This window comes from Brevundimonas sp. Marseille-Q4549, from assembly GCF_976940555.1.
On sequence record NZ_CDRHXG010000001.1, the window covers coordinates 1,840,538 to 1,867,054 of the forward strand.

The following is a 26,517-nucleotide window of genomic DNA, read 5'->3' on the forward strand; positions in this document are numbered from 1 at the left end:
ATACCCGGACCATGAGCAATTCCGACAAGCAACCCCGCTGGGCCCAGGGCCTGGCCAAGCCGCCCGCCTGGCGCAGCGACGGGACCGAAACGGTGTTCGACAGCCCGTGGATGGCGCTGACGCGGCACCCGGCGACGGCGCCGACGGGGATGAAGGCCGACTACGCCGTGGTGCGGTTCAAGAACGTGGGAACCGGCGTTCTTCCGGTCCACGACGACGGGACCGTGACTCTGGTGGGCCAGCAGCGGTTCGCCCTGGCCAACTATTCCTGGGAAATGCCCGAAGGGGGCGCGCCGCTGGAGGAAGATCCGTTCGACGGCGTTCGGCGCGAACTGGCCGAGGAGGCCGGACTGGTCGCCGAACACTGGGCGCCTGCGCTCAGCGTGGAAATGTCCAACTCCATCACCGACGAGATCGGCATGACCTGGATCGCCTGGGGGCTGAGCGAGACGGCCACGGCGCCAGACCCCAGCGAGGTCATCACGGTCGTGCGCGTGCCGTTCCAGGACTTGCTGGACGAGATCGGGCGCGGGACGGTGCGCGACATGCTGACGGTGGCGACGGCCTATCGCGCCTACCATATGGCGATGACCGGCGCCCTGCCCGAGGCGCTGGCGCGGGCCTTGCTGTGCCGGCTATGATGGGGGCGAAGGAGCCAGGCATGGCCAAGCTGGAAATCGTCGCGCAGGCTGAACCGGACGCCGTCTGGAGCCGTTTGCGCGCCTCGGCCGAGGCGGCGGCGCGCGAGGAGCCGCAGCTGGGCTCTCAGATGAACGCCGTGATCCTGTCCCATGACGACCTGGCGGGCGCCCTCAGCTTCCAGATCGCGCGCAAGCTGGCCGACGGGGAAATGAGCGCCATGTCGGTGCGCGAGGTCTGTCTGTCGGCCTTCGTCGCCGATCCGGCCATGGTCGAGGCGGCCGAGGCGGACCTGGAGGCCGTGGCCGAACGCGATCCCGCGATCCGCAATCTGTTGCAGCCGTTTCTGTATTTCAAAGGCTTCCAGGCGCTGCAGGGCTGGCGCGTGGCGCACTGGCTGTGGGGACAAGGGCGCGAGACCCTGGCCTTTCACTTCCAGAGCCGGATTTCCGAACTGTTCCAGCTGGACATCCATCCGGCGGCGCGCATGGGCAAGGGTCTGTTTCTGGACCATGGCACCGGCATCGTGATCGGGGAGACGGCGGTGGTCGGGGACGACGTCTCCATGCTGCACAACGTCACCCTGGGCGGCACGGGCGCCGAGCGCGGCGACCGCCACCCCAAGATCGGCAAGGGCGTGCTGCTGGGCGCGGGGGCCAAGGTGCTGGGCAACATCCGCATCGGCGACTACGCCAAGGTGGCCTCGGGCTCGGTGGTGCTGAAGGACGTGCCTTCCGGCTGCACCGTGGCGGGCGTGCCCGCGCGCCTGGTCAACTGCCCCACCGGCGCCGAGCCGGCCCGGACGATGGATCATACGCTGGCCGAGGTCGTGTACGACTTCGTGATCTGACAGGTCAGCCAGCCGCAGACAATGCGTCGCATCGGGCGGCAAAATTCTTCGCCATTTCTGACGGTGGCGGCGGATATCTGACCGTTCCGCTCCCGTCTGCATAAACAGCCGCAACCTCGAACCACTCGCCTTGGAGCAGGCGGTCCCGCTGCCCTCGAGTTGGATGCAGGACATAGCTGGCGTGTTTGCTAAATCCTCCATGCTCCCAAATCGGTTCGGCCATCATCGAGACGCCGGGACTTCGTAACCCAAATACCGGCATCAGAGACGCGGGGCCGCCCACGTCCGTGGCGAAACCGTAAGCGTCTCCCCACACATCCAAAGCTCCGTCCTTTCGGCAGACAATAGCGATCTGGACGTAGGGAACTCTCGGATAGAAGCTGTCTTTTTCGGCGATTACGAGAGTGGGGGATGAGGCCCATTCAGCCGAAGCCAAATCCCAAAAGTAAGTCTTCTCGAATGTCGCAAGGTCGAAAGTGGTCGTTTCAGGCTGGGCGGCCGGGGCGGGAGCCCGACAGGCTGCAAGGAGCGCGGTGAACGCGATCAGACCGGCGAAGTGTCTCATGGAGTCGAGGATGAGCGGACTTTGCTCGTAACGGCAATGATCCACTGCCGTACCCTGAGCTTGAGCGGAAAATGCGTGATGCCGGTTTCCCTGACGCCGTGATGTCTCTAGGGTCCGCGGCCAACGCAAGACCATGAGGCCACCCGTGAAAGACACCGACCTGAAGCGCATCGAGGCCCACCTCAAGCGCACCTTCAACACCGGCGGCATCATCGTGAAGGCCCGTCCCAAGCAGAACGATTCGGCCGAGGTCTATGTCGGCGACGAGTTCATCGGCATCGTCTTCGAGGACGAGGACGAGGAAGGCTCGTTCATGTTCGAAATGGCGATCCTGGCCGAAGACCTGCCGGCCTGACGACTTTACGGGCGGGCCGCGACGACGCGGCCCGCTTAACGGCGCGCCTGGAGCCGCCCCTCAGCGCGGGCCGGCGCGTTCGAGGCCATACAGGGCCTCGACGATATCCTCGGCCTTTTGACGCACCAGCTGTTGGGCGTCCGCGACGCCGCGATTGTAGAAGGCCGCGCCAAGCTCCCGGCCGATGAAATCCAGCAGCATGTCCGCCGGCAACTGACCCAGATCCTGGTCCAGTTCTTCTCGGAAATAGGCGCGCAGCTTCGCCGTCGCGGCGACCCGTTCCTCCTTCGTGAACGCGATCGGCTTCATGCGACCTCCGCCAAGGCTTCCTCGGCGGCGATCCAGGCTTCTTCGGCGGCGTCGAGATCGGCCTGGGCCTTGGCGCGGGCGCGGGTCAGGCCCTCCAGCGCCTTGGGGTCGTTGACGGCGGCGGTGGCCAGATCGTCGTCCAGCCGGGCCAGATCGGCGGTCAGGCGAGCCATGGTCTCCTCGGCCTTCTTGACCGCATGACGCAGGGTCGACGGGGAGGGGCCGCTCTTTTTCTGGCCCCTATCGCTCGCGCCGCGGGCGCTTGCTGCTTGAGGGGCATCAGTGTTGGCTTCAGGCGTCTTCGCTGGTTCGTGTTTCACCTGCGACGGCTTGATGCCCGCCTGTTTGGCGCGGTCGAGCACGAACTTGGCGTAGTCGTCCATGTCGCCCTCGAAGGGCTTCACCGTGCCGTCGGCGGCCAGCCACAGCCGGTCGGCGACCAGCTCCATCAGCGACCGGTCGTGGGTGATCAGGATGACGGCGCCCGTATATTCGTTCAGGGCGTCCAGCAGGGCGCGGCGGCTGTCGATGTCCAGGTGGTTGGTCGGTTCGTCCAGGATCAGGATGTGGGGGGCGTCCATCGCCACCAGGTTCAGCAGCAGGCGCGCGCGTTCTCCGCCCGACAGAGCCGCGACCTTGGTGTCCTGCTTCTGGAAGGGCAGGCCGAACTGGGCCAGGCGGCTGCGGCGGCTGCTCTCCGAAGCCTCGGGCATGGCGCGCAGGATGATCTGCAGCGGCGTGTCCTCGGGGTCCATCGCCTCGATCTGATGCTGGTGGAACCAGCCGACCCGCATCTTGCCGTCGCGGTGGAACTCGCCCGACTGGACCGACAGGGCCTTGGCGATCAGCTTGGCGAAGGTGGACTTGCCCGCGCCGTTGACGCCCAGGAGGCCGATGCGGTCGTCCAGGTCCATGCGCAGATTCAGGTTCTTCAGGATCGGCTTGCCGTCCTCGTAGCCGACCGAGGCCTTCTCCAGCCGGATCAGGGGCGGGGGCAGGGGACGGTCGGGCGAAGGCAGGACGAAGGGGGCGACCCGTTCTTCGGGGGGAAGCTCGATCCGCTCCATCTTCTCCAGTTTCTTGACGCGCGACTGGGCCTGGGCGGCCTTGGAGGCCTTGGCCTTGAAGCGATCGACGAACTTCTGAAGGTGGGCGCGCTCGGCGTCCTGCTTGGCCTTGGTGGCCTCCAGCAGGCGCAGCTTTTCGGCGCGGGTGCGCTCGAAGGTGTCGTAGTTGCCGGTGTAGAGTTCCAGCTTGCGGTTCGAGAGCTGCAGAATGTGGGTGCAGACCGCGTTCAGCAGATCGCGGTCGTGGGAGATGATCAGGGCTGTGTGCGGGTATTTCTTCAGCCGCGCCTCCAGCCACAGGGCGCCTTCCAGGTCCAGATAGTTGGTCGGTTCGTCCAGCAGCAGCATGTCCGGCTCGGCGAACAGGGCGGCGGCTAGGGCGACCCGCATCCGCCAGCCGCCCGAGAAGTGCGACATGGGGCGCTGAAGGTCCTGTTGGCTGAAGCCCAGGCCGACCAGGATTTCGGAGGCGCGGGCGGGGGCGCTCTCGGCGTCGATCTCGATCAGACGGCCCCAGATCTCGCCCATCTCCTCGGGATCGGCGGTTTCAAGCCGGGTCATCAGGTCGTGGCGTTCGAGGTCGGCCTCCAGAATCGTGTCCAGGACGCTGACGGGGGTGGCCGGATGCTCCTGATCGACCGAGGCGATGCGGGCGGTCTTGGGCAGGGTGATCTCGTCGCCGTTGGCGGCCAGTTCGCCCAGGATCACCTTGAACAGGGTCGACTTGCCGATGCCGTTGCGGCCGACCAGGCCGACCTTGGCGCCAGGCGGCAGGCTGACCGAGGCGTCGTCCAGAAACTGGCGGCCCCAGGCGTTGAGGGTCAGGTTGTTGATCTGGAGCATGAAGGGATCGAAATCTGAGATCGTCCGATGGCCGCCTATCGCCGGGCGACGGGCCGTCAGACATGAAAAAGGGACAGTTGGAAACTCGGGAGGTCGTCGCTATAAGCCCGCGACCCTCAAACTCCCAAACAAGAAGTCACCCTTCCATGACCGAACGCACCTTCTCGATCATCAAGCCCGACGCCACGCGCCGCAACCTGACCGGCGCGATCAACGCCGTGATCGAAGGCGCCGGCCTGCGCATCGTGGCCCAACGCCGCGTCAAGCTGACCACCGAGCAAGCCAAGAAATTCTACGAAGTCCACGCCGAGCGTCCGTTCTACGGCGAACTGGTCGAGCAGATGACCGCCGAGCCGGTCGTGGTGCAGGTGCTGGAAGGCGACAACGCCGTGGCCAAGTACCGCGAAGTCATGGGCGCCACCAACCCAGAACAGGCCGCCGAAGGCACCATCCGCAAGCAGTTCGCCCTGTCGATCGGCGAAAACTCGGTCCACGGCTCGGACAGCCTGGACAACGCCAAGATCGAGATCGCCCAGTTCTTCACCGACGACCAGATCGTCGGCTAAGCGCTGAAGCCGCGCTCGGGACCGCGTCCCGAGCCTAGCGATATCCATGAAGCCCCGCGTCCGGAACCGGACGCGGGGCTTTCTTGTTATGGCGTGGAGACCTTTCCTCAACGGAAGATGAGAAACGCCATGAAGACCCTTGTGAAAGTGACCCCGGTCGTCGGCCTGCTGGCCCTGTTGGCCGCCTGCGGCACGACCATGGAACAACGCGCCGCGACCGGCGCCATCGGCGGGGCCGTGGTCGGGCAGGCGGTCGGCGGCAACACGGGCTCGACCGTGGCGGGCGCCGCCATCGGCGCCGTGGCCGGTGCGGCGACCAAGCCCCGCTAAGACCTCCGTTTCCCCGAAATGGAAAAAGGCCCGGAGCGTCGCTCCGGGCCTTTTCTGCGTCCGGCTCGCGCCCCTTACCAGATGCGGGCGCGGGCGTCGGGCGCGATATATTCCTCCTGGTCGGGCGACACGCCGAAGGCGGCGTACCAGGCGTCGATGTTGCGCGGCGAGGTGGCGGCGCGCACCGGGCCGGGCGAGTGGGGATCGGTGGTCAGCTGTTCCTTCATCGCCGCCTCGCGCGACTTCTCGCGCCAGACCTGCGCCCAGCCCAGGAAGACGCGCTGATCGCCGGTCAGGCCGTCGATGACCGGCGCCGGCTGGCCGTTCAGGGACTTGTGATAGGCGTCCAGCGCCAGCAGCAGGCCGCCCAGGTCGGCGATGTTCTCGCCCATGGTCAGCTCGCCGTTCACGTGCATGCCGGGGATCGGCTCCAGCTTGTCGTAGATGGCGCCCAGCACCTTGGCGCGTTCCTCGAAGCGGGCGGCGTCCTCCGGCGTCCACCAGTCGCGCAGCACGCCGTCGCCGTCGGACTTGCGCCCCTGGTCGTCGAAGCCGTGGGTGATCTCATGACCGATCACCGCGCCGATGCCGCCATAGTTGACGGCCGGGTCCGCGTTCGGATCGAAGAAGGGCGCCTGGAGGATGGCGGCCGGGAAGACGATCTCGTTGCGCGGCGGGTTGTAATAGGCGTTCACCGTCTGGGGCGTCATGCCCCATTCCAGCGGATCGACGGGCTTGCCGATCTTGCCGCGCTTGTAGTCCCATTCGAAGGCGGCCGAGCGTTCGACGTTGCCGTACAGGTCGTCGGGCTTCAGCTCCAGTCCGTCATAGCTGCGCCATTTGTCAGGATAGCCGATCTTCACCCCGAACTTGGACATCTTGTACAAGGCCTGTTCGCGCGTCGGTTCGCTCATCCAATCGACGTGCTTCAGCCGCTCGGTCATGGCGTCGCGGATGTTGCCGACTAGGGTCTCCATCTGGGCCTTGGACGAGGCGGGGAAGTGCAGGCGGACGTATTCCTGGGCCAGGACCTCGCCCAGCTGGCCGTCGACCAGGGCCACGCCCCGGTTCCAGCGCGGACGGTTCTCGGGCTGGCCGCGCAGGGTCTTGCCCCGGAACTCGAAGCGGCTGTCGACGAAGGCCTGCGACAGATAGGGGCTGGCCTGATCGACCACATTGAACGCCTGCCAGGCCTTCAGCGTCTCGATCGGGGTGTCGGCGAACACCTGGGCGATGCCGGGGATGGCCGTGTTCTCCATCAGCACCAGGGTTTCGACGTCCGACACCTTGGCGCCGGACAGGAAGGCGGCCCAGTCGACGCCGGGAGCCAGGGTCGGCAGGTCCGTCGCCTTGGCCGGATTGTACAGCTTGTCGATCTGGCGGCGTTCGACCGTGGTCCATTGTTTCTCGGCCACCTTGGTTTCGAAGGCCAGGATGTCGGCGGCGGACTTGGCCGGATCGGTCCAGCCGATGGCCGTCAGAGTGCGGGTCAGATAGGCCAGATAGGCCTCGCGCTGGGCGGCGAAGTCGGGCTTCAGATAATAGTCGCGATCCGGCAGGCCCAGCCCGCCCTGACCCAGATAGGCCGAGTTCATGTCCGGCTTCTGCAGGTCCTCGAACACGTCGATGCCGAATAGGGAGGCGCCGAAGCCCGAGTGGCTATCGCCCATCAGGCGCGCCATGTCGGCGTGATCCTTGACCGCCTTGACGGCGGCGAGGTCGGCGGCCAGCGGCGTCGCGCCCAGCTGCTCGATCCGGGCCTCGTCCATGAAGCTGGCGTAGAGGGCGCCGACCTTCTGGGCGTTGGCGTTGACGGGGTTGGCGGCGCTGGCCTCGATGATGGATTTCAGCTGGGCCTGGGCGTTTTCGTACAGGACGTCGAACGGGCCGAAGCGGGCCTTGTCCGCCGGGATCTCGGTCGTGCGCAAGTATGTGCCGTTGGCGTATTCGTTGAAGTCGTCGCCCGGCTTCACCGTCATGTCGCGTCCGGCCAGATCGAAGCCCCAGGTTCCGAAAGGATGCGCAGCGGCGGCGCCGTGCGAATGGTCCTGAGCCGAGGCCGCGCCGCCGGTCAGGGCGACGACGATGCAGGCCGAGCAGGCGGCCATCAGACGAATGCGAGTCATGAAAGATTTGGTCCCGATTTTGGTCGGCGGCACCATCGCGCCGGTGCGGCGGTCTGTCGCATGACGTTTTTGTAATGTTCGGACGGCTTAGCCCCGCTCCAAATCCCGGCAGAACGCGCTGAGCACCTGTGGATACAGTTCATGTTCCGCCGTCTTGACCCGTTCGGCCAAGGTCTCCGGCGTATCGCCTGAGACGATGGGCACGCGCGCCTGGCCCAGGATCGGGCCTTCGTCGACGCCTTCCGTCACCAGATGCACGGTGCAGCCCGCCTCGGCGTCGCCGGCGGCGATGGCGCGGGCGTGGGTGTCCAGACCCGGATAGAGGGGCAGCAGGCTGGGGTGGATGTTCAGCATTCGCCCGCGCCAGCCGCCGACCAGCCAGGGCGTCAGCACGCGCATATATCCGGCCAGGGCCACGACCTCGATCCCGGCGTCCCGCAACACAGCATCCACGGCCCGCTCATGCGCCTCGCGATCCTTGCCGAACGGCCTGTGCGGCGCCGTCGCCGTCGCCACGCCCTTCGTCGCCGCAACGGCCAGCCCCCCCGCGCCCTCGATGTTGGACAGAACCAGTGCGATCTCAAAGCCGCTGCCGGCCTTCTGCGCTGCGTCGATCAACGCCGCCATATTCGAACCGGCCCCGGAAATCAGGACGGCGACGCGGACGGGTGTGACGGCTTGGGGCGACATGGGGCCCGCATTGGCCGGGCGGGCGACGCTTGGCAAGGCGAAACGCGAATGGCCCTTGTCGTCGGCTGCGCCGGGACGTTAGCGTGTAACGTCGATCATGCGGCGAGGGGTTGCGGGTCGGCGCGTACAGGGGAGTATCGCATGAATAGACTGATCTGCCTCGCGGCCATCGCCGCGATGCTGGGGGCGCCCGTGGCGGCGTCGGCTCAGGACGGCGGCGCCAACAGCAGCAGCAACAACGGCGGGGGCGCGTCCATGCGCTCGGCGACCGATCGTTTCCGCAACGCCAACGCCGAGGCCATCGAGAAGGACTGGGCCCGCGCCCCGGTGCAGGAAACCGAGGTCGTCACCGCCCATTCGGTCAACGCCCACGGCAAGACGCTGCGTTACCACGCGACGGCGGGCACCCTGACCATTCGCGACGATGCGGGAATGCCGACCGCCAGCCTGTTCTACACCGCCTATACGCTGGACGGTCAGCCCGTCGGGACGCGGCCTGTGACCTATCTGTACAACGGCGGGCCGGGCTCGCCGACCGTGTGGCTGCACATGGGGTCGTTCGGGCCGATGCGGGTCCAGACCGACGAGCCGACCGTGGTGCGGCCCGCGCCCTTCGCCTTCGGGCCCAACGACCAGACCCTGCTGGACCAGACCGATCTGGTCTTCATCGACATGGTGGGGGCGGGCTTCTCGCGGCCGCTGGGCGAGACGCCGGGATCGGCCTTCTGGGGCGTGGATCAGGACGCCGACGCCTTCGCGCGCGCCATCATGCGCTACACGACCAAGTTCAGCCGCTGGTCCAGCCCGAAATACATCATCGGCGAATCCTACGGCACGCTCCGTACCGGGGCCGTGGCCTTCCAGCTGGAAGACCGCGGCATGTCGCTGAACGGCGTCGTGCTGCTGTCGTCGATCATGAATTATGGCGTGCGTCAGCCGGGCTATCCGCAGAATTTCGTCACCCTTTTGCCGACCTACGCCGCGACGGCCTGGTATCATCACAAGCTGGCCAACCCCGCGCCGACGGTGGAGGCCCAGGTCCAGCGGGCGCGCGACTTCGCCCTGGGCCCCTACGCCTCGGCCCTGGCCAAGGGGCATATGATCTCGGACGCCGAACGCGCCCAGATCGTGCGCCAGATGAGCGAACTGACCGGCCTGTCGACCACCTTCATTGACAACGCCAATATGCGGGTGGACCTGAGCAGCTTCCGCAAGGAGCTGCTGCGCGACCGGCGCCAGACCATCGGCCGGCTGGACACCCGTTATCTGGGCCTGGACGAGGATGCGGTCGGCGGCGAGCCGGAGGATGATCCGTCCAGTTCGGCGGTCACGGGGGCCTATTTCGGCATCTTCCGCGACTATGTGGCCAATCAGCTGAACTACAAGACCGACGTGGAATACCGGATGTCGGCGCGGGGCCTGCCCGGTTTCAACTGGAACTGGAACCACCGTCCGCCCGTGGGCGGGCCGCAGACCACGCCGAACACCGCCATCGACCTGGCGACGGCGATGCGGCGCAACCCGTATCTGAAGGTCCTGTCGCTGAACGGCTACTACGACGCCGCCACGCCCTTCTTCTCGACCGAGTTCGACTTGGCCCAGATGATGCTGGAACCCAGTATCCGGCCGAACCTGGAGTTCACCTACTACGAGGGCGGGCACATGATGTACCTGAGCCACGACGCCCTGGTGAAGCTGCACACCGACCTGTCCCGCTTCTACGCCGAGACGGCGAACGGCGGGGTTCGGTAGGCCTGAAAGGCTGGAGGCGGCTCAGGCCGCTTCCAGCTGGCCGCAGACGAAGGCGACTTCGCCCGCGTTGAGCAGGGCGGCCAGCACCGGCTCGGCGTTCTCGGGCGCGACGATCAGGATGAAGCCGACGCCGCAGTTGAAGGTGCGGCGCATTTCGTGGTCGCTGATGCCGCCGGTTTCGGCCAGCCACTGGAAGACGGGGGGCATGGGCCAGGCGTCCCAGTCGAAGCGGGCTTGCAGCCCCTCGGCGATGCAGCGGGGCGGGTTTTCGATCAGGCCGCCGCCGGTGATGTGGGCCGCGCCCTTGACCAGGCCCGCCTTCATGATCGGCAAGACCGGCTTCACATAGATGCGGGTCGGCTCCATCAGCGCCTGGGCCAGCGAGCGGTCCTTGGCGAAGGGGGCGTCGTCGCCCCAGGCCAGGCCGGACTTCTCGACCACCTTGCGGACCAGCGAATAGCCGTTCGAGTGCGGGCCGGTGGAGGCCAGGCCGATGATGACGTCGCCGGCCGCCTGGCGATCCAGATAGGGCAGGGCGTGGCCGCGCTCGACGGCGCCCAGGCTGAAGCCGGCCAGGTCGTAGTCGCCCTCGGTGTACATGCCCGGCATTTCGGCGGTTTCGCCGCCCACAAGGGCGCAGCCGGCCTGACGACAGCCCTCGGCGATGCCGGCGACGACGCGGCGGGCGGCGTCGATCTCGAGCCGGCCGGTGGCGTAATAGTCGAGGAACAGCAGGGGCTCGGCGCCCTGGGCCAACAGGTCGTTGACGCACATTGCGACCAGATCGACGCCGACGCCGTCATGACGGCCGGTCTCGATGGCGATCTTCAGCTTGGTGCCGACGCCGTCGGTGGTGGTGACGATCAGCGGGTCTTCGAAGCCGGCGGCCTTCAGGTCGAACAGGGCGCCGAAACCGCCCAACGACGGCTCCGATCCCGGACGCGCCGTGGACTTGGCCAGGGGCTTGATGTGTTCGACCAGCATTTCGCCGGCGTCGATGTCCACGCCGGCATCGGCGTAGGTCAGGCCGTTTTCGAGAGGCTTTTGGGTGTCGCTCATGATATCTCGGGCCTGAATCGGGGCGGAAATGCAGCGCGGCTCTTGCCACAGGTGGGATGCGGGGGGCTATAGCACCGGAATGACGCCGATCACCACCAATGAGGCGCTGGCCGAGTTCTGCGCCCGCGTAGCCAACGCTCCCTTCATCACGGTCGATACCGAGTTCATGCGGGAAACGACCTATTGGCCCCGGCTGTGCCTGATCCAGGCGGCCTCGGCCGACCACGCCGCCATCATCGACCCGATGGCCGAGGGGCTGGATCTGGAGCCGTTCCTGGACCTGTTGCGCGACGAAAGGATCGTCAAGGTGTTCCACGCCTGTCGCCAGGACGTCGAAATCTTCGTGCGGCTGGGCGCCATGCCCAAACCCTTGTTCGACACCCAGGTGGCGGCCATGGCGGCGGGGTTCGGCGAACAGGTCGCCTATGATTCGCTGGTGCGACAGATGCTGCGGATCGAGGTGGACAAGGGCAGCCGCTTCACCGACTGGGCGCGCCGGCCGTTGTCGGAGAACCAGCTGGTCTATGCGCTGGGCGACGTGACCCATCTGGCGGCCCTGTATCCCAAGCTGCGCGACCGGCTGCAGAAGGAAGGCCGGCTGGACTGGGTGATGTCGGAAATGGAGGGTCTGACCGATCCGGCTCTTTACGACACCAATCCAGAAAACGCCTGGAAGCGACTGAAGCCCAAGAAGTTCTCGGCCAAATACCTGGCCGCGTTCAAGGCCGTCGCCGTCTGGCGTGAGCGGGCGGCGCAGGAGCGGGACCAGCCACGCGGTCGCATCCTGAAGGACGAGGGCGTGGACGAGATCGCCCAGCAGACCCCGACCGACCCCGACGCCTTCAACCGCCTGCGTTCGGTGCCCAAAGGGTTCGGCGGCTCGCGCCTGGGACTGGAACTGTCCGAGGAGTTGAAGCGCGTTCTGGCCGATCCGGAGGCTCATGCGCCCGAGATGGAGCGTCCGGCCCATCGCCAGCCCGCGCCGCCGTCGGTGGTCGAACTGCTGAAGGTGCTGCTGAAGGCCAAGAGCGACAACGCCGGCGTGGCCTCCAAACTGATCGCCACCTCGGCCGACCTGGAGAAGATCGCCATCAGCGACGAGGCGGACGTGGAGGCCATGAAGGGCTGGCGCCGCCAGCTGTTCGGCGAGGACGCGCTGAAGCTGAAACGCGGCGAGATCGCCCTGGTCCTGAACGGCGCCCGCGTCGAGGTCGTCGAGATCGAGGGCTAGATCTTCAGCCCCAAATCCATCGCCTCGGCCAGGGCCTTGGCGCGCTTCTTCGTCTGTTCGCCCAGAAGCACGTCGGCGTAGCCTTCGGCGGCGGTCAGGCGCAGGTCGCCCCCCTTCACCTTCACCGTCGCATTGGCCAGCAGTTGGGGCGACCGGCCCGACAGGTCGCAGGCCAGACGGATGGCCAGGCCCAGGGCGCGGGCGCGTCGGGCCGCGTCGCCGTCCAGCAGCCGGTCGACGACCTCGGGCTGGGGCGTGGCGAGGCCGCCGCCGTAGCGGGCGTTCATCGCGCTGGCCAGGAAGGCGCGCTCCACATGGCTGATGCCGGCGACGGGCGCGCGCAGCACCTGGTCGAACACCAGCTCAAGCCGGTGGTCGGGATGCAGTCGGGCGCCCAGGTCGGCCAGACGACAGGCGGCGGACGTCAGGACCGCGTCACGCTCCTCGCCAAAGGCCGTCGGCAGGGCCGCGACGATGTCGGAGATCCAGCCGTTCAGCGCGCCGGGCAGGGCGGGGGCCACGCCCTGGCGTCCGCCCAGGGCGGTGCAGCCCGCCAGCAGGGGATCGGCCGTGCGCGTCGCGTCGTCCAGGGTCTCGAACAACAGACCTTCGCGCACCCCCCAGGCGGACATCTCGATCTGTTTCAGACCCAGGCGCTTGATCAGACCCTCCAGCACCAGGCCGGCGTAGGGCAGGGTCTCGGCGCGCTTCCTGGACACCCCGGGCAGTTTGGCCAGGCCGGCGACCGACTGCTGGGCGACCAGGCGGGCGGCCTCCAGGGCGTCGTCGGCGGACATCTGATACTGATGAACCACCTTCAGCGGATAGGCTTTCAGCGCCATCTGCACCTGGGCCAGGGTGCGCCAGGCGCCGCCGACGGCGTAGAGGCGCTCGCTCCTGAACTGATCCGCGACGGGCTTCAGCACCCGGTCGATGCGGGCCTTGATGCGTTCGGCGTCGAATCCCTTGCCGTCGGCCAGGGCAAACGGCCCCAGCGGCAGGGTCAGACCGTGTTCCACGCCTTCTCCGTTCAGACGCGTCAGCTCCAGACTGGCGCCGCCCATGTCGGCCGAAACGCCGTGGGCCAGAGGGGCGCCGGCCAGGACGCCCATGGCGGCGTATTTGGCCTCTTCCTCGCCCGACAGGACGCGGATGTTCAGCCCGGTCTCGGCGGCGACCCGCTGGCAGAACTCGGGGCCGTCCTGAGCCTCGCGCACGGCGGCTGTGGCGGCGATCAGGGTCGCGTCGGGCCGCACGCCCTCCAGCACGGCGGCGAAGCGGCGCAGGGCCGTCATGGCCATGACCACGCCCTCGGCCGACAGACGGCCGGTCGTCGGCAGGTCGCGGCCCAGGCCCGCCAGCACCTTTTCGTTGAATACGGTCCAGACGGCGCGGCCTTCCAGCCGATAGAGGACCAGACGGACCGAGTTGGAGCCGATGTCGATGGCCGCGACGTCGCGGCCCGGAAGCGTCGTATCGGGCATCAGCGACCGGGCCGCTCGTAGCGCAGGGCGGCGGGCAGGGTCTTCACCTTGCGACCGCGACCGGAAAGGCTGGGGTTGGTCATGAAGTATTTGTGAGCCGAGAAGGGCCGCTCGGGATCGGCCGGGGTGACGCGGGTGTAGCGCCCTTCGGAATCCAGCACCCAGCTCTGGGCGTCGTCCTTCAGATTGGCGACCATGATCTGGTCCAGCACCTGGTCGTGGACGGTGGCGTTGCGGATCGGGGTCATGACCTCGACGCGGCGGTCCAGGTTGCGGGTCATCCAGTCGGCCGAGGAGATGAAGACCTTGGCCTTGTCGTGGGGCAGGTCCCGGCCGTTGGCGAAACAGACGATGCGGCTGTGCTCCAGGAAGCGGCCGACGATCGACTTGACCCGGATGTTTTCCGACAGGCCGACGACGCCGGGACGCAGGCAGCAGATGCCGCGCACCACCAGGTCGATCCGCACGCCCCACTGGCTGGCGCGATACAGGGCGTCGATGATCTCCGGATCGACCAGAGAGTTCAGCTTGACCCATATGGCGGCGGGCTTGCCCATCGCCGCCGCCGACATCTCCTTGCCGATCAGTTCGATCAGGGTCGACTTCATGTTCAGGGGCGAGACGACCAGGGCTTCCAACACCTCGGGCGTCGCATAGCCGGTGATGTAGTTGAACACCCGGCTGGCGTCGCGACCCAGCACAGGGTCGCAGCTGAACAGCGACAGATCGGTGTAGATCTTGGCCGTGACCGGGTGATAGTTGCCGGTGCCGAAGTGGCAGTAGGTGCGCAGACCTTCGCCCTCGCGCCGCACGACGACGCTCAGCTTGGCGTGGGTCTTGTATTCGACGAAGCCGAAGACGACGTGGACGCCGGCCCGTTCCATCGCCCGCGCCCAGCGCAGATTGGCCTCCTCGTCGAAGCGCGCCTTCAACTCGACCAGGGCGGTGACGTTCTTGCCGTTCTCGGCCGCCTCGATCAGGGCGGCGACGATGGGGCTGTCCTTCGACGTGCGATAGAGCGTCTGTTTGATCGCCAGGACATTGGGGTCGCGCGCCGCCTGACGCAGGAACTGCACCACCACGTCGAAGCTCTCGAACGGGTGATGGATCAGCATGTCCTTTTCGCGCACGGCCGCGAAGATGTCGCCGCCGAAGTCGCGCACCCGCTCAGGATAGCGGGGTTCGTAGGCGCGGAACTTCAGGTCGGGATGGCCGCCAGGGATCAGGTCCGACAGTTGCGCCAGGCCCAGCATGCCGTCGACCAGGACCACGTCCTGAGGCGCGGCTTCCAGTTCGCCCACGATGAAGTCGCGCAGGTCGGCGGGCATGGAGGCCTCGATCTTGACCCGCACGACCGAGCCCAGGCGACGCTGCTTCAACGCCTCCTCGAACTCCAGAACCAGGTCCTCGGCCTCCTCCTCGATTTCGATGTCCGAGTCGCGGATCAGGCGCAGCACGCCCTTCTCCTGGACCTCGCAGCCGGGGAACAGGTGGTCGATGAACAGCAGCAGCAGGTTTTCCAGCGTGATGAACCGCTTGCGTCCCGGCGTGGAGCGGCCGTCGGTCGGCAGTTCCCAGAAGCGACGCACCTGGGTCGGCACCGGCACCAGGGCGTAGAAGGTCTTGGCCTCGCCCTTTCTCTTCAGTTTCAGCGCCAGGGAGAAGCCCAGGTTCGGCAGGAAGGGGAAGGGGTGGGCCGGGTCGATGGCCAGGGGCGTCAAGACGGCGAACAACTGGTTCAGGAACTCGGGTTCCAGCCTTTCACGCTCGGTCTTGGTGATCTTGGGCCGATCCACGACCTCGATGCCAGCGGTCGTCAATTCCTTCTGAAGCTGGCGCCAGCGCAACTGCTGCTCGGCCATCAACTCGCCGGCGGCGATGTTTATCCGCTCCAGCTGTTCGGCCGGCGTCAGACCGTCGGCCGACAGAACCCGCACCCGTTCGCGCAACTGGCCCTTCAGGCCGGCGACGCGGGTCATGAAGAACTCGTCCAGATTATTGGCCGAGATGGACAGGAAGCGCAGCCGCTCCAGCAGTGGGTGGTTGGGGTTGGCCGCCTCTTCCAGCACCCGCTCGTTGAAGGCCAGCCACGAGGTCTCGCGGTTGAAGAAGCGGGTCGGGGAGGTGATCAGGTCTTCGTCCAGCGCCAGTTGCGGGGCGCGCGAGGCGGGAACTTCCTCGCCTCGGGTGGTGTCATGGATCGCGGCGTCGGTCATGAACCGGTTCTCGCGCGCGACCATGACAGCCGCAAGTCGCCGGCTCGATTTTCGTGGGGCGACGGACGATTGTCGCCCAACCGATAGCGCCGGGACGGCCTTTCGACCGTCCCGACCGGTTGCTTATTGCACCACAGAGCCCGGAGCGGCGCCGGCGGGGCAGTCGCCCAGGCGCGTCGCGTCGACGGTCATCATCATTTCGGCCATCTGCGGCGGGACGTTGGCGCCGGTGGTCTTGGTCGTGATTTCGACCTTGTAGGCGCTGTCCATATTCCCCGAGACCTTGCCGTCCGAGGTGACGGTCATGCCCTGGCTGGCGCAGACCGAATGGAATTCGGCCCCGCCTGGGGCGGACTTCACGCTGTTCTCGCTGCAGGTGACGCCTTGTTGCGGCGCGCTGAAGGGGTTTTCGCCGGCGACGGTCGGGCCTACGCACATCTTGACCGTGGTGGGGGCGGGCATCATGCCGCCGGAGACGGTCTGTTGCCACAGGCCCGGCTTGGGCGCAGGCATGGACGCGTTTTCAGCCGCTGGAGCAGGGGCGGCCGCACCGTCCTTTTCGGCGGCGGTCTTGTTGTCGGCGTTCGAACAGGCCGCCAGCATGGCGACGGCGGAAATCATGGCGAGTTGAGCGCGCATTGGACGTTTCCCTATCCGGAGCGATCAGCCGCTCCTGGCGATCCAACGACCGAACGAAGCGTTGCGTTCAAATTTTCGCCGAAATTGCGCCCGGATCGACGGGGTCCGCCATCGCCTCCAGCACCTCGCGGGCCAGGACCCGGGTGACGGGGCGGTGCAGCGCGTCCAGCCGCGCGACCACGACGGCCGCCGCCTGGGCCGACCGGTCCAGTCGACGGACCAGATAGTCGATCAGGTCGTCGGAAGGCGTGATGCTGCGTTCGGCGAAACGGGCGCGCAGGATCGCCGACAGGACAGCATCGTCCGGCGCCTCCAGCGCCACGGCGCGCACGGCGTTCAGCCGCGAACGCAGATCGGGCAAGGCCACGGACCAATCGCGCGGCGCGGCGCGCGCCGCCAGCAGCAGGGCGCCGCCCGCGTGGGCCAGGTTGATCAGGTGGAACAGGGTCTCGTCGTCCGCCTCGTCGGCGCAGTCCAGCAGGACGGGGCGGCCCTCCAGCTCCAGCGGATCGATCAGTGCGGCCTCGGCGCCCTGAAGGGGCAGGGCGCCGACGCGTTCGGCCCAGAGAGCGGCTAAACGGCTCTTGCCCGCGCCGGCGGGGCCATGGAGCGCCATGACCGATCCCGCCCCGTCGGGCCAGGCGGCCAGGGTGCGCACGGCCTCGGCGTTGCTGTCGGACACGACGAAGGCGGCGTCCGCGACGGGACGTTCCAACGGCAGTCGGAGCTGCTCCCTGATCCTGACCTCGGGCGCGGACATGGGGCCTGTCTAGCAGACGGCGAGGTCGACCGCGTCGGTCGCGCGCTGTTGGTTCCGGGGAGCGAAGGCGCGCCCTGTGGATGAAATCAGACGAAGGGTTCCAGAGCGGCGTTACGCTTGCCGGCGTTGAACTCGGTTACGACATAGTCGGCCAGGCCGTGAACCTGGAACGGGTCTGCCTTTAGCAGCGCTTCCAGTTCCGCCTTCGCCACCCCGCTGCGGACGATCAGTATGCCGCCCGTGCGCGGGACCATCGGCCCGGCGGCGATGATCAGGCCGTCGGCCACCTGCTGATCCACCCAGGCGCGGTGCTCGGCCGTTCGGGCCTCGATCGCCTCTATCGGCTGGGTGTAGGTGATGGTGACGACGAACATGGGCGCGGCCTTTTCAGCGAAGGAACCTTGGCTATCGCGCGCCGAGGCAGGCTTTGCAACGGCGGAAACCTTGACTTTCGAGGGGGATGATGCGCCCTACGCCGCTTCCGATTTTCGCCGCGCGCGCGGCACAGTCCAGACGATTCTCATGCACGCCTATCGCACCCATACCTGCGGCGCCCTCCGTTCGACGGACGCGGGCGCGAACGTCCGGCTGTCGGGCTGGGTCCACCGCAAGCGCGACCACGGCGGCCTGCTGTTCATCGACCTGCGCGATCACTACGGCCTGACGCAGCTGGTGCTGCACCCCGAGACGCCCGGCTTCGCCGCCGTCGAACGCCTGCGCGCCGAGAGCGTGATCAAGGTGGACGGCGAGGTGGTCGCCCGCGACGCCTCGGTCGTGAACCCCAACCTGCCGACCGGCGAGATCGAAGTGCGGGTGCGGGGCGTCGAAGTCCTGTCGGAGGCCGCCGAACTGCCGCTGCCGGTCTTCGGCGAGCCGGAATATCCCGAGGAAATCCGCCTGAAGAACCGCTTCCTGGATCTGCGCCGCGAGACTCTGCACAAGAACATCGTGCTGCGCTCGCGCGTGATCCAGTCGATCCGCAACCGCATGGTTCAGCAGGGCTTCCTGGAATACCAGACGCCGATCCTGACGGCCTCCTCGCCCGAAGGCGCGCGCGACTTCCTGGTGCCGTCGCGGCTGCATCCCGAGAAATTCTACGCCCTGCCGCAGGCGCCGCAGCAGTTCAAGCAATTGCTGATGGTCTCGGGCTTCGACCGCTATTTCCAGATCGCGCCCTGCTTCCGCGACGAGGATCTGCGCGCCGACCGTTCGCTGGAATTCTATCAGCTCGATGTCGAGATGAGCTTCGTGACACAGGAAGACGTCTTCGCCGCCATCGAACCCGTCATGCACGGCGTGTTCGAGGAGTTCGGCGAGGGCAAGCCCGTCTCGTCCATCGACCAGACCCACACCTTCACCAACGATTTCGGCGAGACGTTCGAACACAAGGGTTTCGAGCGTCTGACCTACGCCCAGTCGATGGCCTGGTATGGTTCGGACAAGCCGGATCTGCGCAACCCGATCAAGATGCAGGACGTCTCGGATCATTTCCGCGACGGCGGCTTCGGCCTGTTCGCCAAGATCCTGGGCGCCGACGAGAAGAACGCCGTATGGGCCATTCCGGCGCCGACCGGCGGCAGCCGCGCCTTCTGCGACCGCATGAACAGCTGGGCGCAGGGCGAGGGCCAGCCGGGCTTGGGCTATATCTTCTGGTCCGAGGATCAGGGCGCATGGGGCGGTCCCATCGCCAAGAACCTGGGTCAGGAGCCGACCGAGGCCCTGATGTCGTCGTTGGGCCTGGGGCAGGGCGATGCGGCCTTCTTCGTCGCCGGCGACCCGGCGGCCTTCGCCAAGTTCGCCGGCCTGGCCCGCACCCGCGTCGGCACGGAGCTGAAGCTGGTCGACGAGGACCAGTTCAAATTCTGCTGGATCGTCGACTTCCCCATGTTCGAATGGTCGGAGGAAGAAAAGAAGGTCGACTTCAGCCACAACCCCTTCTCCATGCCGCAGGGCGGGCTGGAAGCGCTGGAGACCCAGGACCCGCTGACCATCCGCGCCTATCAGTACGACATCGTCTGCAACGGCTATGAGCTGTGCTCGGGCGCGATCCGGAACCACAAGGCCGAGATCATGCTGAAGGCCTTCGACATCGCCGGCTATGACGCCTCGGTGGTCGAGGAGCAGTTCGGCGGCATGCTGAACGCCTTCCGCTACGGCGCGCCGCCGCACGGCGGCCTGGCCCCCGGCATCGACCGGATCGTCATGCTGCTGGCCGGCCAGCAGGCCATCCGCGAAGTGATCGCCTTCCCGCTGAACCAGCAGGGCGAGGACCTGTTGATGAGCGCGCCGTCGCCGGTGCAGGACAGGCAGTTGAAGGAACTGCACATCCGCACCGCCCCGCCGATCAAGGTCTGATCGGCGTCCGCAGGGCCGGAAACGATGAAGGGGACGCTGCAGCGTCCCCTTTTTCGTATCAGCGATTGGACGTGATGACGAAGTTCCGCACGTTGGGCGGCACAGGCGGAACCGGCGGCGTGGGCGAGACCCGGATGATGCGAGTGCTGCGGCAGGCCTGGGCGGTCAGGCGGCCGGGCAGGCGGGTCGAGCCGTCGCCGCAGGCCTCCTGAATCTGGTCCTGGGTCAGGTTGCGGGCGCCCGACAGGTCCGCCCCGCGAATGTCCGCGCGACGCAGGGAAGCCTCCATGAAGTCTGCGCGGGCGAAATTTCCCCCGCTCAGCCGTGCGCCGTCCAGGCTGGCGCCGACGAAGATGGCGCCGGTGAAGTCGCCATTCGACAGATTGGCCGCGTTAAGCTCCGAACCGGCGAAGTTGGCGCCGCTGGCGCGCACATTGGCCAGGGTCGCCCCGAACAGTTCGCCGCCCGACAGATTGGTGCGGGTCAGAACCGCCCCGTTGAAGTTGGCGCCGTGCAGTTCGCCGCCCGACAGGTCCGCGCCGTTCATATTGCTGCGGACGAAGACGGCGCCCTGGGCCTCGACGCCGCTCATCGAGGCGCCGGTAAAGTTGGTGGAAGTGAAGTTGGCGCCGACGATCTGAACCCCGGTCAGATTGGCGCGGGAGAAGTCGCTGCCGGTGAAGTTGGAGCCGACCATCTCTGCGCCGCGCAGATTGGCGCCGACCAGGGTGGCGTTGGCGAAGCTGGCGCCGGTGAAGGTGGCGCCGGACAGATTGCGTCCGGACAGTTCGCAACGATTGCAGGATCCGCCCAGCGAGACCGAACGGGCGACATCGCGATCCTGGAGACTCAGTTCCACGCCCGCGAAGGCGGGTGCGGCGCCCAGCGTCAAGCCCAACCCCAGGCCCAACGCCATCAGGGCGGGGAAGGGACGGCGGATATGTGCAGCGATCTGTTTCACACGATCTGAATGCCTCGAAAGGCCCGTGAGACCTACTTAAATCGAGGTAACTTCGTTAAATCGCGGCAACCCCCGTGTTCCTCAGCAGGCGCGAATGCGCAGGGAACCGGGCAGAACGGTGGAGGCGTCGCCGCAGGCCTGATTCAGCTGGCTCTGTGTCAGGCCCGTGGCGCGGGCCAGCTGGGCGCCGGACAGGTTGGTCCCCGACAGGGTCGCGCCCGAGAAGTTCGCCCCTTCCAGATAGGCGCCGACGAAACTGGCGTTGGTCAGGTTGGCGCCGGCGAAGCTGGAGCTCGAGAAGACGCCGCCGTAACCTTCCACGTCGCGCAGATCGGCGCCGTTGAAGCGGGTGCGGTTCATGACGCTGAGGCTGAGGTCCGCCTGACGCAGGCGCGAGCGCGACAGGTTCAGGCCGCGCGCCTCCAGGCCCGAGAAATCGCCCTGGAACAGGTTGCAACCGCTGCAGGAGGCGCCGCGACGGACGCTGGCGATCTGGCCCGCGTTCTGGGCGAAGGCGGGGGCGGCGAAGGCCAGGACAGCGGCTGCGGCCAGACCGAGGCGGATTGTGTGTTTCATGGGCCGGGCTCCGACGTTTGGTCGTCTCCAGCAAGCCTTAGGCCATATCCCTTAACTTAAGCCTGATCGCCGCCCTGCATCGCCGGTGCGGCGCCGCAGGTGTCGCAAACCCAGGTTCCGCCCCGCCGCTGAAGGCTGAAATCGCCGCACGCGGGACAGGCGACGGCCTCGGTGGCGTCGACGGAGCGGGCCTCGGGCTCGGCCTTCTTGCCGAAGGGCAGGACGACCAGATTGTCGGGGGCCGAGCCGCGAGCAAAGCCCTTGGAGATGAAGCGGGCGGCGGGCACGGCCTCGCCTTCCGGCTTTTCGTCCAGGCCGTCGGCGCCATTGTCAGGGGCGGCGTTGGCCAGTTCGTGCCGGTCCAGATAGGAGACGCCCAGCTCGCGGAAGATGTAGTCCAGGATCGAGGTGGCCGAGCGGATGGAGTCGTTGCCGGTGACGCGGCCCGCCGGCTCGAACCGGGTGAAGACGAAGGCGTCCACGAATTCATCCAGCGGCACGCCGTATTGCAGGCCGATGGAGATGGCGATGGCGAAGTTGTTCATCAGACTTCGGAAGGCGGCGCCTTCCTTGTGCATGTCGATGAAGATCTCGCCCAGTTCGCCGTCTTCGTACTCGCCGGTGTGGATATAGACCTTGTGGCCGCCGACGGCGGCCTTCTGGATATAGCCCTTGCGGCGATCGGGCAGTTTGCGGCGGGCGGGGGGGCGTTCCACGGCGCGTTCGACCACCCGCTCCGGCCGCGAGATGGGGGCGGGGCGCGCGACCTCGGCGCGGGGCTGAGCCTCGGCGGACGGCAAGTCCAGAAGCGGCGTCGCCGGCGGCGCGGCGCGCGCCAGACGGATGGCGCGACGTCCGTCCAGGGCCGCCTGGCTGAGCAGACGCGCCGCCTGGGTCGGCCCCGCGCGCCAGTCCATGATCTGAACCGCCAGGTCCGGGGCGTCGCTGAACGGTTCGACGGCGGCGCGCAGGCTGGCCGCCGTCTGCGCCGGATGGGCCAGAAGCGCGGCTACGGCCGGGGGCGCGTCCGCCCAGTCCGACAGGTCGCCGGCGCCGAAGACCCAGCGCGCGGCCTCGGTCTCGGCTTCCTCAGGGACGCCCAGCAGGGTCAGCAGCGGGCCGTCGCCATCCTCGACGCCAAGGACGTCGCGGATGAAGCCGGGGTCCAGAACCGGGGCGGTGAAGACGGCGTCGAAGCTGTCGGCATCGGCCAAGGCGGCTTCGACGGCGGTCAGTTCGATGTCGGTGAAGCCCAGGGCGCGAAGGGCGGCGTGGTCCAGACCCGGCGCTTCGACCAGGGTGCGGCGCCCGAACAGATGGCGTTCGGCCCCCTGAACGTCGCCGCCGGCCGATTTCAGGGCCGCGGCCAAGGCCGGGTTCAGGCGGCGACCGATGGCGCCGTCAGCCGTCTGGAAAACATCGATGGCCGCAGGTTCGCCCAGACCCAGGCGCAGGCGCGCCTCGGCGTCGTCCACGAACAGGCCGATGGTGGCATGACGGCGGGGGGCGCCGGGTTTGGGCAGCCAGTTGGCGGCGGCGTCGGACAGCGGGTCCGGATTGGCTTTCAACCGCGCCTGACGCGACCGCGCCGTGTCGGCCTCCGCGCCCTTGAGGTCGTCCCAGTCGGGGCAGGGGCCACGCAGGCCCGCCAGTTCGACGGACGCCTGGGCCGCCGAGGCCGCGACGATGGCGGCCAGGGCTTGCGCGCGCGCGGTCAGGTCCCCGCCGGCCGGGACGACGGCCTGCATGATCCCCTCCAATCCCAGGGCGATGGGGGCGGCCTGGTCCGAAGTCAGGTCCAGAGCGACGGTCCACAGCCGGGCCAGGGCGGGCAGGGCGTCTGCGCCCAGCGCCAGGGCGGCGGCCAGATTCAGAACGACGCGGGCGGGCGAAGGGGCGGCCGCCGCCTCGGCGTCGCGCGGGCTGAAGGCCAGGACCAGGCCGCCGTCCAGCGCCGCCTCGGCCGCTGTCAGGGTTTCGGGCGCGCCTGCAGCGATCTGGGTGCGGTCAGCCAGGGCGACCAGGGGCGGGATGTTGACCCGGGGCTGGGGCGCCAATATGGGCCGCTCGCCGTCGATGGCGCGCAGGATGTCGGCGTCCGAAGCGCCGCAGCGTCGGGCGGTCGCCGCCACGCGGGCCAGGGCCGGGTTGCGCGCCGGGTCGCCGCAGTCGCCGCGCGGCCCCTCGCACCGATCCACCGCATCGGCGACCGCCGACAGGGCCTCGGCCAGGGCCTGGCCCGCCTGGGCGCCCAGACGCGCCGCGATCTGTTCGCCATGCCGGGCTTGAAGACGGGCGGACGCGGTCGGGTCGGACAGGTCGATGATGTCGAGGGGCGCGCTGGCGGGCGTCGCCGGCGTCGCCAGTCCGAGTTTGAGCGTGGCGACCAGTTCGTCGCGGAACAGGTCCGCCTGCGTCGGGTCGGGAAAGACGCCCAGGGTCAGGCCGCGCGCCGCCAGGGCCGCGCACCAGGCGTCGGGGCCGCCGTTCAGCCAGTCGCCGGTCGGGTCGGCGTCCTCGGCTTCCAACCAATCCAGCCAGGCCTCGATCTGGGCGTCGGACCAGCCGGCGGGCGCCAGGATTTCCTGAACCGTCCCCGCGCGTTCGACAGCGCGCGTCTCCATCGCGACTCGATCCGCAAGGGCGGCGAAGCCGGATTGAAAGCGCATGGGCGGCGTCTCCCGAAGGTTCGGGACCAACCTAGGGCCAGGATGCGAGCGATCCAATAGATATGGTGGGCTGGCGCAGGGTTTCCCACAAGATATCGATTTACGCGCGCGCGCCTCCGCGCTGGACGAAGACGATGCGGGTTTCTATGATCGCGCGCAGCCGACGAGCCTCCCCTCGCGGCGGATTTCGTGTGGGTGAAGACGTGCTGAACAAGATTTTCGCTTGGTGGAACGGGGCCACGATCGGCACCCTCTTCACGATCGCCAAGCGTGGCCGCTACGTCGGGACCGACGAGATCGGCAACAAATATTACGAGGCCCGGGACAACACGAGCTACGACGGTCGCCGCCGCCGCTGGGTGATCTACGAGGGCTACGCAGACGCCTCCAAGGTGCCGCCGGATTGGCACGGCTGGCTGCGCTACACCTTCGACCTGCCGCCGACTGAGGCGCCGTTGCCGCGCCGCGCATGGGAAAAGGACCATCTGCCGAACTTCACCGGCACGCCGATGGCGTGGCGGCCGCAGGGCTCTCTGGCCGCCGAGGCCAAACGCCCCGCCGCGACCGGCGACTATCAGGCCTGGACGCCCGAGTGAGGCGCGCGCGCCTGCTGACGGGCGTGGCGGCGGCGCTGGGCGTGCTCAGCGCCGGGGCCGTGACCGCCAGCGTGTTGCAGGACGCCCCGCGAGACGCCCGTCCGGTCCAGTCCAGTCCGGATCCCATCGGCGACATCCTGCGCACCAAGAAGGCGTCCGGCGCCAATGTGCCGACGGAATCGCCGCCTGCCGGCGCGCCTGCGCCCAAAAGCCCTGTCGCCGTGACGCCGCCGGCCACCGTGGTGATCGCCGAGGACGAGGCGGTCGAGGAAAAGGCCGCCGCGGAGGTGAAGGCGGAGACCCCCGTGGTCGAAAAGGCCATCGACCAGCCCGCGACGCCCGCCCGTCGCCAACGCCGCAAGTTCGCGATCATCCAGGCCATCGACAAGACGACCGCCGAGACGATGAAGTTCGAGGTCGAGGTGGGCGGGCGGCCGGTGCGCTTCAACCGCAATCTGATCTTCGCCGTGCGGGCTTGCGAGGTGTCGACGCCCGACGAGTTGACGGAAGACTCCATCGCCTATGTGGACGTCACCCTGCAGTCGTCGCGGGTGAACGGCCCGGCCGATCCGCGCCAGATCTTCCGCGGATGGATGTTCGCCTCTTCCCCGGCCGTCAGCGGCCTGCAGAATCCCAACTACGACGCCTGGGTGGTCGGTTGTAAGAACTGACCGCCGCGCCGAAAGGACGCCGTGATGAGCCGTCAAAGACCGCCGAAGAAGAGCGAAACGGTCGAGATCCGACTGTCGCATCCGGTCAAGACCGCCTTCATGGACCGATGTCGCGCCGAAGGGCGCACGGCCAGCGACGCCATCCGTCAATTCATCGAGGCCGAGCTGGCCGGCGGCGCTCGCCCTCGGGCGAAGACCCTCAGCGGCTGGCGGGCCCTTGTCGTCGCCGCCGTGGCCGGACTGGCGCTGGGAGCGGTGGCGGCCCCGTCGCTGGCCCAGTCGAACGCGGGCGGAGCCGAACGGTTCGAGCGGCTGGACCGTAATCACGACGGCGTTCTGAGCCGCGACGAATATCTGGCGCGTTAGCGGATACGGATCAGGAAGCGGTCGGGCCGCAGGTTCAGCCAGGTCCAGGGCTTGAACAGGCTGGCGTCGGCATTCCACGACATCAGAATCCATTCGGCGCGACCGATGATGTTCCCGGCCGGCAGAAAGCCGACGCCCAGGTCCGCCGGCCAGCGGCTGTCCAGCGAATTGTCGCGGTTGTCGCCCATCATGAAATATTGGCCCTGCGGAACACGATAGACGGGAGTGTCGTCTCCGGGCAGGCCGGCTCCGCCGTCATAGGTAAGGTAGGTGCGGCCGTCGGACAGGGTTTCGCGCGCCTCCAGCACCCGCCGTTGAGGCGCGTCCTTGTCATAGGTCAGGCGCAGGGGCGTGCGGGGGATGGGCCGTCCGTTGACATGGACCACGCCCTGGCGGACCTGAACCGCATCGCCCGGCAGGCCGATGACGCGTTTGATCCAGACCTGCCTGGGATCGTGCGGGCGGCGGAAAACCACGACGTCGCCGCGCGCCGGGCCATGGCCGAACAGCCGACCTTTCGACATATGAGAGTTCAGTGGAAGGGAGGCCGCACTCCAGCCATAGGAAAACTGCGACACCACGATGTAGTCGCCAGTGACCAGGCCCGGTTCCATCGAGGAGGAGGGGATGGTGAAGGGCTGGAACAGGACGATCCTCCGCAGGACGGCCACGATCAGGGCGATAGCCAGGGTGGCGGCGATCTCCTGGATTTCACGCCACAGGGACGGGTGGGGCGAGGCTTGGACTTTGGCTTGGGTCATGCCCCCTGATGCGATCCCCGGCTGGCGGCCCGCCAGCGAAACCCTGTCCGGACAGGCCTCCGATCGTGTCCGGACAGGTCG

The 26,517-nt window shown here is 67.8% G+C and carries 26 protein-coding genes; 11 read left to right on the plus strand and 15 right to left on the minus strand.

Going from position 1 to position 26,517, the window contains the following annotated elements; genetic code table 11:
- The first annotated feature begins 11 nt into the window (after nt 1-11).
- Together ACWPV3_RS09070 and cysE are read left to right on the plus strand one after the other, a co-directional pair.
- Nucleotides 12-641 (plus strand): NUDIX domain-containing protein, encoded by a 630-nt coding sequence (locus ACWPV3_RS09070; protein WP_453977659.1) that lies wholly within the window; start codon nt 12-14, stop codon nt 639-641.
- A 20-nt stretch (nt 642-661) separates the two neighbouring features.
- A complete protein-coding gene (gene cysE, locus ACWPV3_RS09075; protein ID WP_453977660.1) occupies nt 662-1,489 on the plus strand; it encodes a serine O-acetyltransferase in 828 nt (275 codons plus the stop codon).
- A gap of 4 nt (nt 1,490-1,493) precedes the next feature.
- On the opposite strand, the gene ACWPV3_RS09080 is transcribed toward cysE, so the two are convergent.
- On the minus strand, nt 1,494-2,054 hold the full coding sequence (locus ACWPV3_RS09080; RefSeq protein WP_453977661.1) for a hypothetical protein: 561 nt from the start codon (nt 2,052-2,054) through the stop codon (nt 1,494-1,496).
- Nucleotides 2,055-2,187: 133 nt separating this feature from the next.
- On the opposite strand from ACWPV3_RS09080, the gene ACWPV3_RS09085 reads away from it, so the two are divergent.
- Nucleotides 2,188-2,409 (plus strand): DUF3126 family protein, encoded by a 222-nt coding sequence (locus ACWPV3_RS09085; RefSeq protein ID WP_039243756.1) that lies wholly within the window; start codon nt 2,188-2,190, stop codon nt 2,407-2,409.
- A 60-nt stretch (nt 2,410-2,469) separates the two neighbouring features.
- Here the strand turns inward: ACWPV3_RS09085 and ACWPV3_RS09090 are convergent, their stop codons facing one another.
- Both ACWPV3_RS09090 and ACWPV3_RS09095 read right to left on the minus strand, forming a co-directional pair.
- Complete coding sequence (locus ACWPV3_RS09090) at nt 2,470-2,718, minus strand: DUF2164 domain-containing protein (protein ID WP_292086016.1); 249 nt, start codon at nt 2,716-2,718, stop codon at nt 2,470-2,472.
- Complete coding sequence (locus ACWPV3_RS09095; protein ID WP_453977662.1) at nt 2,715-4,628, minus strand: ABC-F family ATP-binding cassette domain-containing protein; 1,914 nt, start codon at nt 4,626-4,628, stop codon at nt 2,715-2,717. The genes ACWPV3_RS09090 and ACWPV3_RS09095 overlap by 4 nt, the downstream gene beginning before the upstream one ends.
- 146 nt (nt 4,629-4,774) lie before the next feature.
- Between ACWPV3_RS09095 and ndk the strand changes: the two genes are divergently transcribed.
- The gene (gene ndk, locus ACWPV3_RS09100; RefSeq protein WP_313454183.1) at nt 4,775-5,194 is read left to right on the plus strand and encodes a nucleoside-diphosphate kinase; all 420 of its coding nucleotides are present in this window, start codon (nt 4,775-4,777) and stop codon (nt 5,192-5,194) included.
- Nucleotides 5,195-5,323: 129 nt separating this feature from the next.
- Nucleotides 5,324-5,524 carry a glycine zipper 2TM domain-containing protein gene (locus tag ACWPV3_RS09105; protein ID WP_292086013.1) on the plus strand — a complete coding sequence of 67 codons (201 nt, stop codon included), beginning with the start codon at nt 5,324-5,326 and terminating at the stop codon, nt 5,522-5,524.
- Between the two features lie 74 nt (nt 5,525-5,598).
- On the opposite strand, the gene ACWPV3_RS09110 is transcribed toward ACWPV3_RS09105, so the two are convergent.
- Both ACWPV3_RS09110 and purN read right to left on the minus strand, forming a co-directional pair.
- Nucleotides 5,599-7,650 carry a M13 family metallopeptidase gene (locus tag ACWPV3_RS09110; protein ID WP_453977663.1) on the minus strand — a complete coding sequence of 684 codons (2,052 nt, stop codon included), beginning with the start codon at nt 7,648-7,650 and terminating at the stop codon, nt 5,599-5,601.
- A gap of 87 nt (nt 7,651-7,737) precedes the next feature.
- Nucleotides 7,738-8,340, minus strand: a complete 603-nt coding sequence (gene purN / locus ACWPV3_RS09115) for a phosphoribosylglycinamide formyltransferase (RefSeq protein ID WP_453977664.1) — start codon at nt 8,338-8,340, stop codon at nt 7,738-7,740.
- Nucleotides 8,341-8,481: 141 nt separating this feature from the next.
- On the opposite strand from purN, the gene ACWPV3_RS09120 reads away from it, so the two are divergent.
- Nucleotides 8,482-10,092 (plus strand): S10 family peptidase, encoded by a 1,611-nt coding sequence (locus ACWPV3_RS09120; protein WP_453977665.1) that lies wholly within the window; start codon nt 8,482-8,484, stop codon nt 10,090-10,092.
- A 21-nt stretch (nt 10,093-10,113) separates the two neighbouring features.
- Here ACWPV3_RS09120 and purM read toward each other — a convergent pair whose 3' ends face one another.
- Nucleotides 10,114-11,151: a phosphoribosylformylglycinamidine cyclo-ligase gene (gene purM, locus ACWPV3_RS09125; protein ID WP_313453670.1), complete on the minus strand. Its 1,038-nt coding sequence runs from the start codon at nt 11,149-11,151 to the stop codon at nt 10,114-10,116.
- A 79-nt stretch (nt 11,152-11,230) separates the two neighbouring features.
- Here purM and rnd point away from each other — a divergent pair, with 79 nt between their 5' ends.
- The gene (gene rnd, locus ACWPV3_RS09130) at nt 11,231-12,382 is read left to right on the plus strand and encodes a ribonuclease D (RefSeq protein WP_453977666.1); all 1,152 of its coding nucleotides are present in this window, start codon (nt 11,231-11,233) and stop codon (nt 12,380-12,382) included.
- Here rnd and ACWPV3_RS09135 read toward each other — a convergent pair.
- The 5 genes from ACWPV3_RS09135 to ACWPV3_RS09155 form a co-directional block, all read right to left on the minus strand.
- Entirely contained in the window at nt 12,379-13,866 is a 1,488-nt protein-coding gene (locus tag ACWPV3_RS09135; RefSeq protein WP_453977667.1) for a Ppx/GppA phosphatase family protein, read from the minus strand. The two genes, rnd and ACWPV3_RS09135, sit on opposite strands and share 4 nt — an antisense overlap.
- Nucleotides 13,866-16,082, minus strand: coding sequence for an RNA degradosome polyphosphate kinase (locus tag ACWPV3_RS09140; RefSeq protein WP_453977668.1), 2,217 nt, complete (start codon nt 16,080-16,082; stop codon nt 13,866-13,868). The genes ACWPV3_RS09135 and ACWPV3_RS09140 overlap by 1 nt, the downstream gene beginning before the upstream one ends.
- Before the next feature lie 123 nt (nt 16,083-16,205).
- Nucleotides 16,206-16,721, minus strand: coding sequence for a DUF3617 domain-containing protein (locus ACWPV3_RS09145; RefSeq protein ID WP_453977669.1), 516 nt, complete (start codon nt 16,719-16,721; stop codon nt 16,206-16,208).
- Nucleotides 16,722-16,788: 67 nt separating this feature from the next.
- Nucleotides 16,789-17,481, minus strand: a complete 693-nt coding sequence (locus tag ACWPV3_RS09150; protein WP_292086004.1) for a P-loop NTPase family protein — start codon at nt 17,479-17,481, stop codon at nt 16,789-16,791.
- Nucleotides 17,482-17,567: 86 nt separating this feature from the next.
- On the minus strand, nt 17,568-17,855 hold the full coding sequence (locus tag ACWPV3_RS09155) for a YciI family protein (RefSeq protein ID WP_312734563.1): 288 nt from the start codon (nt 17,853-17,855) through the stop codon (nt 17,568-17,570).
- A gap of 148 nt (nt 17,856-18,003) precedes the next feature.
- Here ACWPV3_RS09155 and aspS point away from each other — a divergent pair, with 148 nt between their 5' ends.
- Nucleotides 18,004-19,836 (plus strand): aspartate--tRNA ligase, encoded by a 1,833-nt coding sequence (gene aspS, locus ACWPV3_RS09160; protein WP_453977670.1) that lies wholly within the window; start codon nt 18,004-18,006, stop codon nt 19,834-19,836.
- A 58-nt stretch (nt 19,837-19,894) separates the two neighbouring features.
- Here the strand turns inward: aspS and ACWPV3_RS09165 are convergent, their stop codons facing one another.
- The 3 genes from ACWPV3_RS09165 to ACWPV3_RS09175 form a co-directional block, all read right to left on the minus strand.
- Nucleotides 19,895-20,797, minus strand: a complete 903-nt coding sequence (locus ACWPV3_RS09165) for a pentapeptide repeat-containing protein (RefSeq protein ID WP_453977671.1) — start codon at nt 20,795-20,797, stop codon at nt 19,895-19,897.
- An 81-nt stretch (nt 20,798-20,878) separates the two neighbouring features.
- Complete coding sequence (locus ACWPV3_RS09170; RefSeq protein WP_292176822.1) at nt 20,879-21,373, minus strand: pentapeptide repeat-containing protein; 495 nt, start codon at nt 21,371-21,373, stop codon at nt 20,879-20,881.
- Between the two features lie 56 nt (nt 21,374-21,429).
- Nucleotides 21,430-24,042 carry a TSCPD domain-containing protein gene (locus ACWPV3_RS09175; protein ID WP_453977672.1) on the minus strand — a complete coding sequence of 871 codons (2,613 nt, stop codon included), beginning with the start codon at nt 24,040-24,042 and terminating at the stop codon, nt 21,430-21,432.
- A 203-nt stretch (nt 24,043-24,245) separates the two neighbouring features.
- Between ACWPV3_RS09175 and ACWPV3_RS09180 the strand changes: the two genes are divergently transcribed.
- Genes ACWPV3_RS09180 through ACWPV3_RS09190 form a run of 3 tightly spaced genes read left to right on the plus strand, consistent with a single transcriptional unit; the run spans nt 24,246 to nt 25,675 of the window.
- Nucleotides 24,246-24,638 carry an NADH:ubiquinone oxidoreductase subunit NDUFA12 gene (locus tag ACWPV3_RS09180; protein WP_292085998.1) on the plus strand — a complete coding sequence of 131 codons (393 nt, stop codon included), beginning with the start codon at nt 24,246-24,248 and terminating at the stop codon, nt 24,636-24,638.
- Complete coding sequence (locus ACWPV3_RS09185; protein WP_292085997.1) at nt 24,635-25,309, plus strand: DUF2155 domain-containing protein; 675 nt, start codon at nt 24,635-24,637, stop codon at nt 25,307-25,309. Before ACWPV3_RS09180 ends, ACWPV3_RS09185 begins: the two co-directional genes overlap by 4 nt.
- A gap of 24 nt (nt 25,310-25,333) precedes the next feature.
- Nucleotides 25,334-25,675 carry a hypothetical protein gene (locus ACWPV3_RS09190; protein WP_453977673.1) on the plus strand — a complete coding sequence of 114 codons (342 nt, stop codon included), beginning with the start codon at nt 25,334-25,336 and terminating at the stop codon, nt 25,673-25,675.
- Here the strand turns inward: ACWPV3_RS09190 and lepB are convergent.
- On the minus strand, nt 25,672-26,436 hold the full coding sequence (lepB, locus tag ACWPV3_RS09195) for a signal peptidase I (RefSeq protein WP_453977674.1): 765 nt from the start codon (nt 26,434-26,436) through the stop codon (nt 25,672-25,674). The genes ACWPV3_RS09190 and lepB overlap by 4 nt on opposite strands.
- Nucleotides 26,437-26,517 lie beyond the last annotated feature (81 nt).

What these genes read in the sequence shown, in the direction of transcription:
- ACWPV3_RS09070 (WP_453977659.1), top strand. Translation starts at nt 12, where the DNA reads ATGAGCAATTCCGACAAGCAACCCCGCTGGGCCCAGGGCCTGGCCAAG.
- cysE (WP_453977660.1), top strand. Translation starts at nt 662, where the DNA reads ATGGCCAAGCTGGAAATCGTCGCGCAGGCTGAACCGGACGCCGTCTGG.
- ACWPV3_RS09080 (WP_453977661.1), bottom strand. Translation starts at nt 2,054, where the DNA reads ATGAGACACTTCGCCGGTCTGATCGCGTTCACCGCGCTCCTTGCAGCC.
- ACWPV3_RS09085 (WP_039243756.1), top strand. Translation starts at nt 2,188, where the DNA reads ATGAGGCCACCCGTGAAAGACACCGACCTGAAGCGCATCGAGGCCCAC.
- ACWPV3_RS09090 (WP_292086016.1), bottom strand. Translation starts at nt 2,718, where the DNA reads ATGAAGCCGATCGCGTTCACGAAGGAGGAACGGGTCGCCGCGACGGCG.
- ACWPV3_RS09095 (WP_453977662.1), bottom strand. Translation starts at nt 4,628, where the DNA reads ATGCTCCAGATCAACAACCTGACCCTCAACGCCTGGGGCCGCCAGTTT.
- ndk (WP_313454183.1), top strand. Translation starts at nt 4,775, where the DNA reads ATGACCGAACGCACCTTCTCGATCATCAAGCCCGACGCCACGCGCCGC.
- ACWPV3_RS09105 (WP_292086013.1), top strand. Translation starts at nt 5,324, where the DNA reads ATGAAGACCCTTGTGAAAGTGACCCCGGTCGTCGGCCTGCTGGCCCTG.
- ACWPV3_RS09110 (WP_453977663.1), bottom strand. Translation starts at nt 7,650, where the DNA reads ATGACTCGCATTCGTCTGATGGCCGCCTGCTCGGCCTGCATCGTCGTC.
- purN (WP_453977664.1), bottom strand. Translation starts at nt 8,340, where the DNA reads ATGTCGCCCCAAGCCGTCACACCCGTCCGCGTCGCCGTCCTGATTTCC.
- ACWPV3_RS09120 (WP_453977665.1), top strand. Translation starts at nt 8,482, where the DNA reads ATGAATAGACTGATCTGCCTCGCGGCCATCGCCGCGATGCTGGGGGCG.
- purM (WP_313453670.1), bottom strand. Translation starts at nt 11,151, where the DNA reads ATGAGCGACACCCAAAAGCCTCTCGAAAACGGCCTGACCTACGCCGAT.
- rnd (WP_453977666.1), top strand. Translation starts at nt 11,231, where the DNA reads ATGACGCCGATCACCACCAATGAGGCGCTGGCCGAGTTCTGCGCCCGC.
- ACWPV3_RS09135 (WP_453977667.1), bottom strand. Translation starts at nt 13,866, where the DNA reads ATGCCCGATACGACGCTTCCGGGCCGCGACGTCGCGGCCATCGACATC.
- ACWPV3_RS09140 (WP_453977668.1), bottom strand. Translation starts at nt 16,082, where the DNA reads ATGACCGACGCCGCGATCCATGACACCACCCGAGGCGAGGAAGTTCCC.
- ACWPV3_RS09145 (WP_453977669.1), bottom strand. Translation starts at nt 16,721, where the DNA reads ATGCGCGCTCAACTCGCCATGATTTCCGCCGTCGCCATGCTGGCGGCC.
- ACWPV3_RS09150 (WP_292086004.1), bottom strand. Translation starts at nt 17,481, where the DNA reads ATGTCCGCGCCCGAGGTCAGGATCAGGGAGCAGCTCCGACTGCCGTTG.
- ACWPV3_RS09155 (WP_312734563.1), bottom strand. Translation starts at nt 17,855, where the DNA reads ATGTTCGTCGTCACCATCACCTACACCCAGCCGATAGAGGCGATCGAG.
- aspS (WP_453977670.1), top strand. Translation starts at nt 18,004, where the DNA reads ATGCACGCCTATCGCACCCATACCTGCGGCGCCCTCCGTTCGACGGAC.
- ACWPV3_RS09170 (WP_292176822.1), bottom strand. Translation starts at nt 21,373, where the DNA reads ATGAAACACACAATCCGCCTCGGTCTGGCCGCAGCCGCTGTCCTGGCC.
- ACWPV3_RS09175 (WP_453977672.1), bottom strand. Translation starts at nt 24,042, where the DNA reads ATGCGCTTTCAATCCGGCTTCGCCGCCCTTGCGGATCGAGTCGCGATG.
- ACWPV3_RS09190 (WP_453977673.1), top strand. Translation starts at nt 25,334, where the DNA reads ATGAGCCGTCAAAGACCGCCGAAGAAGAGCGAAACGGTCGAGATCCGA.
- lepB (WP_453977674.1), bottom strand. Translation starts at nt 26,436, where the DNA reads ATGACCCAAGCCAAAGTCCAAGCCTCGCCCCACCCGTCCCTGTGGCGT.